This window comes from Achromobacter sp. GD03932, assembly GCF_029839485.1.
Lineage (GTDB): Bacteria > Pseudomonadota > Gammaproteobacteria > Burkholderiales > Burkholderiaceae_B > Achromobacter > Achromobacter bronchisepticus_A.
This window is the reverse complement of sequence record NZ_JAOCAT010000007.1, coordinates 101,860-114,675: the sequence shown is the minus strand read 5'-3', so window position 1 is coordinate 114,675 and position 12,816 is coordinate 101,860. Positions and strand designations below refer to the sequence as shown.

13 protein-coding genes and 1 tRNA gene are annotated in these 12,816 nt (G+C 65.6%); 10 read left to right on the top strand and 4 right to left on the bottom strand.

Features of this window, described 5'->3' with window-relative positions; translation table 11 throughout:
- The first annotated feature begins 32 nt into the window (after positions 1 to 32).
- The 3 genes from N5C88_RS08830 to pdxK are packed head-to-tail and all read left to right on the top strand — an operon-like array spanning position 33 to position 1,863.
- Entirely contained in the window at positions 33 to 587 is a 555-nt protein-coding gene (locus N5C88_RS08830) for an XRE family transcriptional regulator (protein WP_059371824.1), read from the top strand.
- A gap of 44 nt (positions 588 to 631) precedes the next feature.
- Positions 632 to 994 carry a cupin domain-containing protein gene (locus tag N5C88_RS08825; protein ID WP_059371825.1) on the top strand — a complete coding sequence of 121 codons (363 nt, stop codon included), beginning with the start codon at positions 632 to 634 and terminating at the stop codon, positions 992 to 994.
- Between the two features lie 35 nt (positions 995 to 1,029).
- Entirely contained in the window at positions 1,030 to 1,863 is an 834-nt protein-coding gene (pdxK, locus tag N5C88_RS08820; protein WP_059371826.1) for a pyridoxine/pyridoxal/pyridoxamine kinase, read from the top strand.
- A 34-nt stretch (positions 1,864 to 1,897) separates the two neighbouring features.
- On the opposite strand, the gene N5C88_RS08815 is transcribed toward pdxK, so the two are convergent.
- Together N5C88_RS08815 and N5C88_RS08810 are read right to left on the bottom strand one after the other, a co-directional pair.
- Complete coding sequence (locus N5C88_RS08815; protein ID WP_059371827.1) at positions 1,898 to 3,190, bottom strand: phospholipase A; 1,293 nt, start codon at positions 3,188 to 3,190, stop codon at positions 1,898 to 1,900.
- 137 nt (positions 3,191 to 3,327) lie between these two features.
- Positions 3,328 to 4,830 (bottom strand): aldehyde dehydrogenase family protein, encoded by a 1,503-nt coding sequence (locus tag N5C88_RS08810; protein ID WP_059371828.1) that lies wholly within the window; start codon positions 4,828 to 4,830, stop codon positions 3,328 to 3,330.
- 149 nt (positions 4,831 to 4,979) lie between these two features.
- On the opposite strand from N5C88_RS08810, the gene N5C88_RS08805 reads away from it, so the two are divergent.
- From N5C88_RS08805 to N5C88_RS08775, 7 genes are all read left to right on the top strand, one after another.
- Entirely contained in the window at positions 4,980 to 5,729 is a 750-nt protein-coding gene (locus N5C88_RS08805; RefSeq protein WP_059371829.1) for an amino acid ABC transporter ATP-binding protein, read from the top strand.
- 142 nt (positions 5,730 to 5,871) lie between these two features.
- Positions 5,872 to 6,663: an ABC transporter substrate-binding protein gene (locus N5C88_RS08800; protein ID WP_059371830.1), complete on the top strand. Its 792-nt coding sequence runs from the start codon at positions 5,872 to 5,874 to the stop codon at positions 6,661 to 6,663.
- A 4-nt stretch (positions 6,664 to 6,667) separates the two neighbouring features.
- Entirely contained in the window at positions 6,668 to 7,360 is a 693-nt protein-coding gene (locus N5C88_RS08795) for an amino acid ABC transporter permease (RefSeq protein WP_059371831.1), read from the top strand.
- A 2-nt stretch (positions 7,361 to 7,362) separates the two neighbouring features.
- Complete coding sequence (locus N5C88_RS08790) at positions 7,363 to 8,052, top strand: amino acid ABC transporter permease (protein WP_059371832.1); 690 nt, start codon at positions 7,363 to 7,365, stop codon at positions 8,050 to 8,052.
- Positions 8,053 to 8,063: 11 nt separating this feature from the next.
- Positions 8,064 to 9,356 (top strand): FAD-binding oxidoreductase, encoded by a 1,293-nt coding sequence (locus tag N5C88_RS08785; RefSeq protein WP_280015223.1) that lies wholly within the window; start codon positions 8,064 to 8,066, stop codon positions 9,354 to 9,356.
- A 12-nt stretch (positions 9,357 to 9,368) separates the two neighbouring features.
- Positions 9,369 to 9,953 (top strand): XRE family transcriptional regulator, encoded by a 585-nt coding sequence (locus N5C88_RS08780; protein WP_042794587.1) that lies wholly within the window; start codon positions 9,369 to 9,371, stop codon positions 9,951 to 9,953.
- 95 nt (positions 9,954 to 10,048) lie between these two features.
- Positions 10,049 to 10,125, top strand: a tRNA-Arg gene (locus N5C88_RS08775).
- Positions 10,126 to 10,333: 208 nt separating this feature from the next.
- Here the strand turns inward: N5C88_RS08775 and N5C88_RS08770 are convergent.
- Positions 10,334 to 10,909: an acyloxyacyl hydrolase gene (locus N5C88_RS08770; protein ID WP_251881358.1), complete on the bottom strand. Its 576-nt coding sequence runs from the start codon at positions 10,907 to 10,909 to the stop codon at positions 10,334 to 10,336.
- A 373-nt stretch (positions 10,910 to 11,282) separates the two neighbouring features.
- Positions 11,283 to 12,809 (bottom strand): FAD-binding oxidoreductase, encoded by a 1,527-nt coding sequence (locus N5C88_RS08765; RefSeq protein ID WP_280015174.1) that lies wholly within the window; start codon positions 12,807 to 12,809, stop codon positions 11,283 to 11,285.
- Positions 12,810 to 12,816 lie beyond the last annotated feature (7 nt).

Below are 12,816 nucleotides of genomic sequence, written 5' to 3'. Positions count from 1 at the left end.
TATTCCGCGACTGTATTTCCGCAACCCCGCCCATGATAGACCTGCCGCACCGTCTGCGCGCCCTGCGCCGCCAGCAAACCCTGTCCCTGGAACAGCTGGCGCAGCGCACCGGATTGACCAAGAGCTACCTCTCCAAGCTGGAGCGGGGCCTGAGCGAACCCTCCATTTCCACCGTGCTGCGGCTGGCGGAAGCCTATGGCCTGGGCGTATCGGAACTGGTGGGCACGGACGATGCCGCGCAGGAAGAAGTGGTCAGCGTGGTGCGGGTGGCGGACCGCGAGGCCTTGCAGCGCCGGGGGCTGGGCAGCGAGTATCACTACGAGTCGCTGGCCGGCCGCCGCAAGGTCAAGGCGATGGAGCCTTTCGTGGTGCATCCGCCCCGCGACTTTCCCGATGCGACCGCGGTGTTTCCGCACCCCGGCGAGGAATTCCTGCTGGTGCTCAAGGGCGCCATCGAGGTCCATGTGGGCGAACGCCAGTTCCGCCTGGAGACCGGGGATTCCGTCTATTTCGACTCCGAACTGCCGCACCGCATGCGCACCGTCAGCCGGGCCATGGCCGAAGTGCTGGTGGTGGCCGCCCACTGAGCGGGCCGCCGGACTCATTACCTTATCCGCATACAGGAACTTCCATGAAGAACGATCAATCGCGGCTCGTCCGCATCGATGCAGGCCCCATGAAGAATCCGGTGCCTGGAAAGCCCCGCCGCCCGATCTCGGGCGACGCGGCGTTCCGCACCGTGACCGCGTTCGAGGGCAATGGTGGCAAGGCAGAGGCCGGCGTCTGGGAAAGCAGCGCGGGCGTGTTCCAGTCCAACACCACGGGCTACATCGAGTTCGGCTACATCGTGGAAGGTTCGGCGCGCCTGGTCGATCCGGACGGCACCGTGCATGAACTGACCGTGGGCGAAGCCTTCGTCATGCCCGAAGGCTATACCGGCCGCTGGGAAGTGGACCAGTTCGTCAAGAAGATCTATTTCATCACCCGCATGTAGCGCCGCGTAGACCGCGGCAGCCCAGGAGCAGCCCCATGAGCGCAATCCCCGCCGTTACCGCGCAGGTGGATATCGTTTCCGTCCAATCCCAGGTCGTGTACGGCTGCGTCGGCAACAACGCCGCCATGCCCGTCTTCCGCAAGGCGGGCCTGCACGCGATCGCGGTGCCTACCGTGATCCTGAGCAACACGCCGCACTATCCGACCTTGCATGGCGGCGCGGTGCCGCTGGACTGGTTTGAAGGACTGCTGCAGGGCCTGGACGAGCGCGGCGTCACCCGGACGGCGCGCGCGGTGGTCTGCGGATACCTGGGCCAACCCGGGCAGGCCGGGCTGCTGGCCGCTTGGCTGCCTGCGCTGCGCGCATCGCGGCCCGATCTGAAGGTGCACATCGACCCCGTCATGGGCGACCGCAACGACGGGCTGTACGTGAACGAGGGGCTGGTCGAGCAATACCGGGACTTGCTGGTGCCGCTGGCTGACGGCATGACGCCGAACCATTTCGAACTGGAACTGCTGGTGGGGCGCGCCTTGTCGTCGATCGACGAGGTGGTGGCGGCGGCGCGTGAACTGATCGCGCGCGGTCCGGACTGGATCGTCGTGACCAGCGCGGCGCCCATGGCCGCCGCGGCCGGCACCTTGCAGCTGGCGGTGGTGACGCGGGATCAGGCCACCGTCGTGACGCATCCGGAGATTGCGATACCGCCCTCGGTGCACGGCACCGGCGACGTGTTCATGGCCGGCGTCACGGCGCGGCTGCTGAATGGACAGGCGTTGGTCGAGGCGGTGCGTTCTGCCGCCGCCCAGGTTACGGTGGCGCTGGAGCGCACCCGTGAACTGGGCTGGGAAGAGCTGGCGGTGGAAGGCTAGGGCGCCTACGCGCGCGCCTGGCGGCGCGCCTCGTTCAAGGCACCAGCGACAGGCCGACGCGGAACTGCGATTCGTTGCGCTGGTTGTAGCCCAGCAGGGTTTCGCCGTAGCCGTTGAAGTACTGCAGATGCAGGTAGCCGTTCATGTTCAGCCAGGTGCGCTGCAGCGGCCAGGCGAAATCCAGCTGGGTGGTGCGGCGCTTCTGATCACCCTGGCGGTACATGGCGGACACCACCGCGCCGTTGTCCTGGGCCCAGCGCAATTGCCAGTCGACGTGTCCGGCGTAGTCGGCGTAGTCGCTGTTTTCGCTGGCGACGCCGAAGTAGGCCTTGACCCGCGGCGCAAAGGTGAGCGTGCTGCCGCCGTCGAAGCGGTAATGGAAGCGCGGCTCGATATAGCCGTCGTTGACCGAGCGCGAATCCGCGCCGTCCTTGCCGTTGGAGTTATGCTCGACGCCGGTGTTCATGCCGAAGCGCCAGTTCTGGCTGGCGGACTGCCAGATATTGTCGGACAGCCAGAACGCGCTGGGATTGAAGGTGGTGTCGATGAAGGGCATGGAATCGCCTTCCAGGTCCCACAGCGAGGTCTGCGTGTACGCCAGGTAGAAATTCTCGTCCCAGGTCGCGGGGCGGTCGCCCGCGGGGCTGAAGAGGCGGTACTTGGCGCTGATCTGAAAGCGCGCGGTGGTCTGCCCGCGGGTGCCGACGTCGAAGTACACCGGCTTGTACTCCGAGATGGAGCTGCGGAAGCGGTCGAACGCGGTTTGCTGTTGCACGGTCGGCACGACGGACGCGTCGGGCGAGGGACCGCCTTCGGGCGATGCGCCGACCGCGGCCACTGCCGCGGCGGGCACGGGTTCACCGCTGCTGGCGTCCACCACCGGGCCGCGCGCGGGCGTGCTGGCCAGGGTGCCGCTGTCGCGGCCGGTGGCGTCCAGCGCCATCATCGCGGGCTGGCCTTCGATGGACACGGCCTGCAGGCCCTGGGCCGTGGCGGGTACCACGGCGGTCCACGCCATGCGCGCGAAATTGTTGACCGGCACGCTGAAGCTGGCCGGGCCGCCGCGCAGCTTGGCCAGGCTGCGCACGATCTGGCCGTCCTGGCCGCGCCACTGCAGCACCAGTTCCGGCGGCGCTTCCCAGGTGGAGCGGGAAGTGCCTTCGTTGAAGTACACCGCCTCGATGGTGACGGTTTCGCCGGGGGCGGCCGAGGGGCGATCCAGCCGGTACGACACACCCGCGGTGGCTGCGCCCGCCAAGCCCATGGCCAGGGCGGCGACCAGGGTGCGCAGGGGGAGGGCGGATCGTGCAGGACGGCTGATGGTCATCGGGTCATAACGTAGTTTTGTGACCAGGAAATGTAGCATCGACCCCCGCTACAGTTTGTAAGGCAGGCTAATCGTATGTAGAAAGCGTAAGCCCCCGCGCAGGGCGGGGGCTTGCGTGGACAGCGTGGCGTGCGGGCTTATTCGCCGAACTTGATGCCCTGGGCCAACGGCAGCTGGCGCGAATAGTTGATCGTGTTGGTGGCGCGGCGCATGTAGTTGCGCCAGGCGTCCGAGCCCGATTCGCGGCCGCCGCCGGTTTCCTTTTCACCGCCGAAGGCGCCGCCGATCTCGGCGCCGGAGGTGCCGATGTTGACGTTGGCAATGCCGCAGTCCGAGCCCGCCGCCGACAGGAAGGTCTCGGCTTCGCGCAGGTCATTGGTGAAGATGGCCGACGACAGGCCTTGCGGCACGCCATTCTGCAAGGCCAGCGCCTGATTGAAGTCGGCGTAGCGCATCACGTAGAGGATGGGCGCGAAGGTCTCGTGGCAGACCACGTCGGTCTGGCCCGGCATTTCAGCGATGGCGGGGCGCACGTACCAGGCATCGGGATACTGCTCGGCCAGCACGCGTTCACCGCCCGTGACCTTGCCGCCTTGTTCGCGCGCCGCCGTCAGCGCCGCCTGCATGGCGTCATAGGACACGCGGTCGATCAGCGGACCGACCAGCGTGGCGCTGTCCAGCGGGTTGCCGATGGTGGCGCTGGCATAGGCCTTGTGCAGGCGCTGCACCAGGTCGTCGGCCACGCTCTCGTGCACGATCAGGCGGCGCGTGGTGGTGCAACGCTGGCCGGCCGTGCCGATGGCGCCGAACACGATGCCGCGCGCGGCCATGTCCAGATCGGCCGTGGGGCCGACGATGATGGCGTTGTTGCCGCCCAGCTCCAGCAGCACGCGGCCGAAGCGCTGCGCCACGCGCGGGCCGACCTGGCGGCCCATGCGGGTCGAGCCGGTGGCCGACACCAGGGCCACGGCGTGCGAATCCACCAGCGCCTCGCCGATGTCGCGGCCGCCGATCAACACTTCGGACAGGCCGGCGGGCGCGTCGCCGAAGCGCTGTGCGGCCTGGGCGAAGAGCGCCTGGCAGGCCAGCGCGGTCAGCGGGGTTTTTTCCGACGGCTTCCAGACCACGGCATTGCCGCAGACCAACGCCAGCGCGGCGTTCCAGGACCACACGGCCACCGGGAAGTTGAACGCGCTGATCACGCCGACCACGCCCAGCGGGTGCCAGGTTTCCATCATGCGGTGGCCGGGACGCTCGGAAGCGATGGTCAAACCGTAGAGCTGGCGCGACAGGCCCACGGCGAAGTCGCAGATGTCGATCATTTCCTGCACTTCGCCTTCGCCTTCGGCGACGATCTTGCCGGCTTCCAGGCTGACCAGGCGACCCAGTTCGCGCTTGTGCTGGCGCAGCGTTTCGCCGAACAGGCGCAGCAACTCGCCACGGCGCGGCGCCGGCACGTCGCGCCACGCCAGGCTGGCCTGGCGCGCGCGGGTGATGGCGGAATGGGCCTGGGCCACCGTGTGCTCATGCACCTGAGCCAGTTCGGCGCCGTCTATCGGGCTGCGCGCGCGCAGCGTGCCGCCCGCGAGCGATTCCGGGTTCAGCCCGAGCGCGCGCAGGATGTCTTGGGGAGTGTCCATGCCGGTTCCTTGGGTTGCCTGCGAAGAACCTGTCTTCGCTTAAGGGTTATGCCTAAGTGGCGATTCTGGAAAAAAATTTACTATACGAAACTCCAGCGTGAATTGCGAAACCTTTTTAACCAAGGCAGCACTCATACGAAGGTGGATCCGTGGCGGAACCTCTGCTGGTAGTCCAGGCAGTCACCAAGACCTATCAACGCGACGGGCAGGCCCCGCATCTGGCGTTGGACGGCATCGACTGCGAGCTCGGCCGCGGCGAGGTCATGGTGGTGGTCGGTCCGTCCGGATCCGGCAAGAGCACCTTGCTGCGCACGCTCAACGGCCTGGAGAGCATCGACAGCGGCGCCATCCGCGTGGACGGCGTGTCGCTCACCGACCCGGCCACCGATGTCAACCGCTGGCGCACCGAAGTCGGCATGGTGTTCCAGCACTTCAACCTGTTCCAACACCGTACTGCGCTGGACAATGTCGCGCTACCCCAGCGGGTGGTGCGCGGGCGCTCCCGCGCCGACGCGGAACGCTATGCCCGCGAATTGCTGGGCCGCGTCGGCATGGGCGAATACGGCGCGCGCTATCCCAGCCAGCTCTCCGGCGGCCAGCAGCAGCGTGTGGCGATCGCGCGCGCACTGGCCATGGACCCCAAACTGATGCTGTTCGACGAGGCCACGTCGGCGCTCGACCCCGAAACCGTGGGCGGCATACTCGAACTGATGCGCGCATTGGCGCGCGACGGCATGACCATGGCGGTGGTGACCCATGAGATGGGCTTTGCGCGCGATGTGGGCGACCGCGCACTCTTCATGGACGCCGGCCGCATCGTGGAAATGGGCACGCCGGACGAGGTGTTCGGCCACCCCAGGGAAGCGCGCACCCGCGCCTTCCTGGAAAAGATTCTGTAGTTCCTAGCAGCAAGGAAGCAACGGGTCGTCCGCATGTGCGGCGCCCGGCGGTAACCAGGGCCGGTCCGGCTGATCCGGGCGCTGCCGGCGCACTGTGCTTTGCCCGGAATGACGTGAGTCCATTCACCACAAGGGGTAGGAAATGCTGAAAATCAAACAATGGCTGGGCGTGGCCGGCATCGCCCTGGCGGCCGCCACCGTCGCCTTGCCCGCGCAGGCCGACGAACTGGCCGACATCCTCAAGCGCGGCGAGCTGCGCGTCGCGGTGCAGACCTCGGGGCCGCTGATGAGCTTCATGGACAAGAGCGGCAAGCGCACCGGCCTGGCCGTGGAAGTGGCCAAGCGCATGGCCGACGACCTGGGCGTGAAGCTGGTGCTGCAGGATTACGAGTGGAAGGGCCTGATCCCGGCGCTCTTGTCCGGCAAGGCCGACATGGTCGCCGCCGACATGACGCCGACCCCGCAGCGCGCCGCGCAGGTGCTGTTCTCCACTCCCATGTTCTACGCCGACACCGTGGCCGTGGTGCCCAAGGATTCACCCTACAAGTCGTACGAGGAACTCAACAAGGACGGCGTGACCGTGGGCGTGCTGGGCGCCAGCACCTATGCGGAAGTGGGCAAGAAGATGCTGCCCAAGGCCACCATGAAGGAATTCTCCGGCGGCAGCGCGCCGGTCGGGCAGGCCCTGTCCAGCGGCCGCCTGGACGCCGGCATCATGTCGCTGTCCACGGCCAACCAGTTCCTGGTCGACTTCGGCAACCTGCGCGTGCTGGACGGCATCATGGTGCGCGAACCGCTGGCCTTCGCCGTCGGTCCCAACGCCTTCCGCCTGAAGTTCTGGCTGGACAACTGGCAGACGCTGAAGACGGCCGACAACACGCTGCCAGAACAGGTGAAGTACTGGTACTCCACCGACTGGAAGAAAGACCACTGAGCCCATGGACTGGCTGCTCGACTTCTATAACTGGCGCATCGTCAGCCAGTACACCGGCCAGTTCGCCACCGGCCTGGCCAACACCCTGATCGCGGCGGGCGCAAGCCTGGTGCTGTCGGTGCTGGCCGGCATCCCGTTGGCGCTTGCCCATATGTCGCCCCGCGCCGCCGTCTGGCGGCCGGTGGCGGCCTATGTGCAATTCATCCGTTCCACGCCCTTGCTGGTGCAGATCTACCTGGTCTACTACGCGGTGCCCATGCTGGTGCCGGGCGCCAAGGGCTGGAGCGAGATGTTGCTGGGCATCCTCGCCATGACGCTGCACCATGCGGCCTACATGAGCGAAATCATCCGCGTGGGCATCGAATCCGTGCCGCGCGGCCAGATCGAAGGCGCCAAGGCCTGCGGCATGAACTACCGCCAGCGGCTGCGCTACGTGGTGCTGCCGCAAGCCTTCGCCAATACCTTGCCGCCGCTCTTGGGCCAGACCGCCGTGCTGATCAAGGACACCTCGCTGCTGTCGCTGATCACGGTATTCGAACTGGTCGCGGCCGGCGTGCAGATGAACAGCGACCGCATCGTGCCCAACGAAAGCTTCCTGACCATCGCGGCCGGCTATCTGCTGATCTATGCCTGCATGCTGCTGCTGTCGCGCGGCGTGAGCATCTGGCTGGCGGGTCCCGCCTGGAACGCGAGGTAAGCATGCTGGATTCCTATATTTCCACTGCCGGCGTGGTGCTGCCGTTCCTGCTGAAGGGCTTCTGGGAGACCTTGAAGATCTCCTTCGTGGCCATCATCGCGGGGTCCCTGCTGGGCTTCGTGATCGGCGTGATCCGCAGCTACCGCATCCGCGGCGTGCACCAGCTGCTGGGCCTGTACATCCATATCCTGCGCGGCACGCCGTTCCTGGTGCAGCTCTATATCTTCTATTTCGTGCTGCCCAGCTCCGGCATCGAGATGCTGCATTGGGATTCCGGCACCGCCGCCTTCGTGTCGCTGTCGGTCTACACGTCCTGCTATGTCGCCGAAATCGTCATGGGCGCGATCCAGGCCGTGCCGCGCGGCCAGACCGAAGGCGCGATGACGCTGGGTCTGCGGCCGTTCCAGATCCTGCGCCTGGTCATCCTGCCGCAGGCCATGCGCCTGATCGTGCAGCCCATGAGCGGCGTCTACGTCATGCTGATCAAAAGCACGGCCATCCTGTCCGTGGTGGGCATCACCGAGCTGACGCGGCAGGGCGAGGTCTTCATCATCACCTTTCCGGCCAAGTCGCTATTCATCTACGGCATGATCGCCGCCATTTACTTCATCTATTGCTACCCGCTGCTGCGACTGGCCAACTGGCTGGAAAAGCGCTTGACCGGCGGCTTGCAAGGCGCGGGCCTGAACTGATGCCGACCACCATGGCTTCCGAGTACATCGACACCTACTACAAGCGCACGCTGGCCGACGGCGACACCCGTTATGTGCCGCTGTCCGGCGCGGCCAGCACCGACGTCTGCGTGGTCGGGGCTGGAATGGCGGGCTTGTCCGCCGCGTTGGAACTGGCCCGCCGCGGCCGCGACGTCATCTTGCTGGAGGGGCGGCGCATCGCCTGGGGCGCGTCCGGTCGCAACGGCGGCTCCGTCTCGCCGGCATACTCCGCCGGGGCCGACGCCATCAGAAAGCACGTCGACGAAGACCACTACCGCAAGCTCTACCGCCTGTCGATGGAAGGCGTGGAGATCATCCGCAACAACATCCGCGACCTGGACATCACCGAAGCCCGCAAGGTCGACGGCCGGCTGCGCGTGGTGCGCTACGAGGCGACCGACGCCCTGCGGCAGTGGTGCGACAGCCAGCAACGTGACTTCGGCCGCGACGTGCGTCTGCTGAGCCGCGGCCAGGTCCGCGAACGCCTGCTGTCCGACGTTTACTTCCAGGGCGTGGAGGACCCCACGTCCTTCCACTTCCACCCGCTGAACTACGCCCGCGCGCTGGCCCGCGAATGCGCGCGCCTGGGTGTGCGCATCCACGAAGACTCGCCTGTTGTGCAGGCGTCGCTGGACGGCGCGGTCAAGCGCCTGAAAACGGAGCGCGGCCAGATCGACGCCCGCACCGTGGTACTGGCCACCGGCGGCTACACCGAGGACGTGGTGCCTGCGCTGCGCCGCGCGATGCTGCCCATCGCCACCTACATCATGCTGACCGAGCCGCTGGGCGACCGGGTGCAGGAAGCCATACGCACCACCGCCGCCATCGGCGACGACCGGCGCGCCGGCAACTATTACCGCGTGCTCGATGGCGGGCGCATCGGCTGGGGCAGTAGAATCACCACCCGTGTCGACGACCCGCCCGATCTGGCGGAGTCGCTGCGCCGCGAACTCCTCTCCGTCTATCCCCAATTGCAGGGACTGCGCGTGGAAACGGCGTGGTCGGGACGCATGGCCTACGCGCGGCATCTGATGCCGCAGATCGGTCAGCTCTCGCCGGATGTCTGGTACTGCACGGCGTTCGGCGGACACGGCATGAACACCGCGTCGATCGGCGGCCGGGTCGTCGCCGAAGGGATCGCGGGCGACACCCAGCGCTACAAGCTGTACGCGCCGTTCGGGCTGGCCTGGAACGGCGGCGGTCTCGGCACGGCAGCGGTGCAACTTACTTATTGGTCTTACCAGGCGCGCGACTGGTGGCGGGAGCGGCGGTCGCGGGCATGACAGGGTGCATAGATGGAAGGCAACAAACAAAGCGTGTTGGCACAGCGGCTGCGAGCCTTGCGCCAGGCGCGGGCGTGGACCTTGAAGCAGGCGGCCGCGGCCACCGGCGTGTCCGCGTCCACGTTGTCCAAGATCGAAAACAGCCTGCTGTCTCCCACCTATGACAACCTGATCAAGATCGCGGCGGGCCTGGAGCTGGACGTGGCCGAGCTCTTCACCGCGTCCGACGCCCACATGGGCACCGGCCGCCGCAGCCTCAGCCGCCAGGGAGAAGGGCGCCAGTACGAAACCCCGTACTACGACCACCGCCTGCTGTGCACCGCGCTGTCGCATAAGCGCATGATGCCCTTCCACACCCGCGTCAAGGCCCGCTCCTTCGACGAATTCCACGACTGGAGCCGCCACCGCGGCGAGGAATTCGTCTATGTGCTGGAAGGCGAGGTCGAGCTCTACACCGAGTTCTACGAGCCCGCCCGCCTGAAGGCTGGGGAAAGCTTCTACATAGACAGCCGCATGGGCCATCGCGTGATCAGCCTGAGTCCGGACGACGCCCTGGTGCTGTGGGTGTCGACCCATGCGGACATAGGCGAAGAGTAGGGTTTATAGGCCTGTGTTGCGGGCCGGCCGCCCAAGCCGCCCGCAACAAGGTAAAATGCGGCGCCCGGATCCTTTCCGGGCCATCACCACACCGCGCGGCAGTAGCTCAGCTGGATAGAGCACGGGCCTTCTAAGCCTGAGGTCGGGGGTTCGAGCCCCTCCTGCCGCGCCAGAATAGCTAAGTAAATCAAGCTATTGTGTAATGCCAAAAGCCGTTAATAAGGCAATTATCAGAATAAAAATGCCTGCGTTGGAACTTTACTCTGGCGCGATGGCCTTCTTCACCACCCGTCTGTCGTAGTGTTCGTGCGTCGTCGCCGGGTTCGCATGCGCGGCGAAATCATACGCATCGTGGTCACGGTTTGGGATCTTCGTTGTGATCAAAACTGATACGTATATGTCAATTGCAAGGTGTCCAGACCAGGGTTCGGTCGCTTGATGCCGGCATTGGAAAAGTGTGAAAGACGCAGACCAATGCGGTCATGGCGCGTGAGTAGAAAACCCGCACCGATATGATCACCAAACTGGAAGGCAGATCCGATGTTCTTGTCTGCAAACCGAGTGCGAGTAAGCGCTGTGACCCCAATGCCCGCTTCGATGTAGAAGCGTTCGGTAGTCCACCAGCGGAACATGGGGATCGCGCTAAATTGCCAGGCTTGACTGGGCGAGCGAGAGCCATCGGCTGTCCAGTAGGAAACGCCGATTTCGGGCGTTAAATCCAGGCGCCCCCAGTTCCCACTGAACTTGGTAGTCCAGACCGACGCTGCTTCATAGTTCAGTGTGTAGCGCTTGTATTGCTTACCTATGCCGTAGTGAACACTAATACCGCCCTGCGTTCCACTGGTATCTGCCAGTGCTGAGTCGGCCATGCCTGCGAGCATTAGACTGAGCACCGCCGGCAAGAGCCGTTGCAGGTGAAACTGTGCCTTAATGGTTTTTTTGCTGTTGGTGTTCATGCGTTGAGATAGGGAGGGTGAGGAGGAGCAGAGTTTGTCCGTCGGAATGAATGCCCTAGAAGCGGCGTGAAAGTCGCCCTCAATTCCGATTTTCAAGTGGTACTGCCCAATTACCCTTTCACTGTATAGATCGTTCAAATAAGAAATATAAAGTTCTGTGAAGTTTTGAGTATTGTTGAGTGAGTTGTCTCGGAAGGGTATGAAGTGCGTACTCCTGGTGCGGATCTGTGTCCCCAGGGTCGGGGGTTCGAGCCCCTCCTGCCGCGCCAACATCCCACGAAAATTCAACGTCTTACAGATAGCCGCCGCCCAAGCCCGCGCGGCCGGCGGCTCACGGGCGTCCGGAGCGCAGCCGCCCCGGACACGCCCCTCCTCATTCGATCCCGTACTTCCCTGGCGCGATCACGCCATTCGGGTCCAGGGCGGCCTTGATCGATGCGCAAGCACGCACCAACTCCGGCATGCGCTGGGCCTGGTGGAACTCGTGATACATGGTCGGCGCGCGTCCCACGAAAATGCCGCGATCGGCGAACAGCCTGGCCAGCGCCCGGTAGCAGGCGTCGGCGCGCGCGGCTTCGTCGGCGTCTTCCCGGTTGTAGATGATCGCGTGGATGGCGCGGGCGAATCGGGCGCCGCAAACGTTCGACAGCAGGTATTCCAGCCCGTGCTCGTGGCAAATGCGGCGCGCCTGTGTTTGCAGGGCGTTGACGATGTCGCCGGCGACGGGGGAGCCCGCCGACAGCCAGATCGCGCCGCCGCCCGGGCGCCAGCCCAGCATCTTCAATTCGCTGTCGGTCGGCACGCCGGTGTTGGAGTTGATGGCGATGTGCAGGGGGCCGATGTCCTCGGCTTCCTCCATGGGAATCTGGCGTCCCTTGCCCGAGGCCAGGAAGTGCTGGGCGATGCGGTCGATGTGGGGTTGCACGGCGGCACGGCTGGCGCCGTACACGGCGCCTGATACCGTCCAGGATCCCAGGTCATACTGCCTGCGCAGCGCGGCGCGTCCCTCGTCGGACATCGAGCGTTTGCCGCCGCTGGCCGCGTATTCCGGGTTGGTGGCGGCCGAGGACAGCAGATACAGGTCATTGGTGGCGCGGATCAGCGTCGGCACGAAATTGCTGAGCTTCAGCGGACGGATGCGTTCGACGATCTCCCCCAGATCTTCGTCGTCGGGGAAGGTGAAAAAGAAGGGTTCGATATGCGGCGGCCGGGGCATGAGCCACATGCCTACGCGGGTGACGATGCCGAAGTTGGATTGGGAGAACAGGCCGTCCAGCGTAGGGCCGAAGCTGTATTTGGAAACGTGCCAGTTGGGATGCGAGGACCCGGCCAGGCTGCCGTCGCCGGTGCGGATCACGTCGCCATTGCCGAGCACGATCTCCATGCCGCAACTCATGCCGAAATGATCGGCGTAGGCGCCGCTGCCGCCGCCCTTGTCCAGCGCGTTCGCGAGGATGCTGCCCTGCGACGGGCCTGCGGTCGGCGAGATCATCAGCTTGCTTTCCCGGCGCTGCAGCTCGTCGTGCATGGCGCGAAAGCTCACGCCGGGCTCGAGCACGCAATAGCCCAGCGTCTCGTTCACTTCCAGGATGCGGTTCATGCGCCGCCCCAGGTCCACCACCACCTGGCCAGGGCGGATGGGCGAGCGGGTGCCCAGGCCGATGTTCTGGCCATTGCTGATGGGATAGAGCTGAACGCGGAAGCGGTTGGCCAGGCGCACCAGCGTCTGCACTGCCTCGGTCGAGTCCGGATAGGCGACCGCGCCGGGGCGCACATCGGCGCAGGGCAGGGTATGTTCGCCGTAGCGTCCGAGGACGTCGTCACCCAGCGCGATGGCGTCCGCGCCAAGCTCGGCTGCCGCCGCATGGGCGAAATCTACGATAGGGTCATTGGAAGGCATACGTCTT

What these genes read in the sequence shown, in the direction of transcription:
- N5C88_RS08830 (WP_059371824.1), top strand. Translation starts at nt 33, where the DNA reads ATGATAGACCTGCCGCACCGTCTGCGCGCCCTGCGCCGCCAGCAAACC.
- N5C88_RS08825 (WP_059371825.1), top strand. Translation starts at nt 632, where the DNA reads ATGAAGAACGATCAATCGCGGCTCGTCCGCATCGATGCAGGCCCCATG.
- pdxK (WP_059371826.1), top strand. Translation starts at nt 1,030, where the DNA reads ATGAGCGCAATCCCCGCCGTTACCGCGCAGGTGGATATCGTTTCCGTC.
- N5C88_RS08815 (WP_059371827.1), bottom strand. Translation starts at nt 3,190, where the DNA reads ATGACCATCAGCCGTCCTGCACGATCCGCCCTCCCCCTGCGCACCCTG.
- N5C88_RS08810 (WP_059371828.1), bottom strand. Translation starts at nt 4,830, where the DNA reads ATGGACACTCCCCAAGACATCCTGCGCGCGCTCGGGCTGAACCCGGAA.
- N5C88_RS08800 (WP_059371830.1), top strand. Translation starts at nt 5,872, where the DNA reads ATGCTGAAAATCAAACAATGGCTGGGCGTGGCCGGCATCGCCCTGGCG.
- N5C88_RS08795 (WP_059371831.1), top strand. Translation starts at nt 6,668, where the DNA reads ATGGACTGGCTGCTCGACTTCTATAACTGGCGCATCGTCAGCCAGTAC.
- N5C88_RS08790 (WP_059371832.1), top strand. Translation starts at nt 7,363, where the DNA reads ATGCTGGATTCCTATATTTCCACTGCCGGCGTGGTGCTGCCGTTCCTG.
- N5C88_RS08785 (WP_280015223.1), top strand. Translation starts at nt 8,064, where the DNA reads ATGGCTTCCGAGTACATCGACACCTACTACAAGCGCACGCTGGCCGAC.
- N5C88_RS08780 (WP_042794587.1), top strand. Translation starts at nt 9,369, where the DNA reads ATGGAAGGCAACAAACAAAGCGTGTTGGCACAGCGGCTGCGAGCCTTG.
- N5C88_RS08770 (WP_251881358.1), bottom strand. Translation starts at nt 10,909, where the DNA reads ATGAACACCAACAGCAAAAAAACCATTAAGGCACAGTTTCACCTGCAA.
- N5C88_RS08765 (WP_280015174.1), bottom strand. Translation starts at nt 12,809, where the DNA reads ATGCCTTCCAATGACCCTATCGTAGATTTCGCCCATGCGGCGGCAGCC.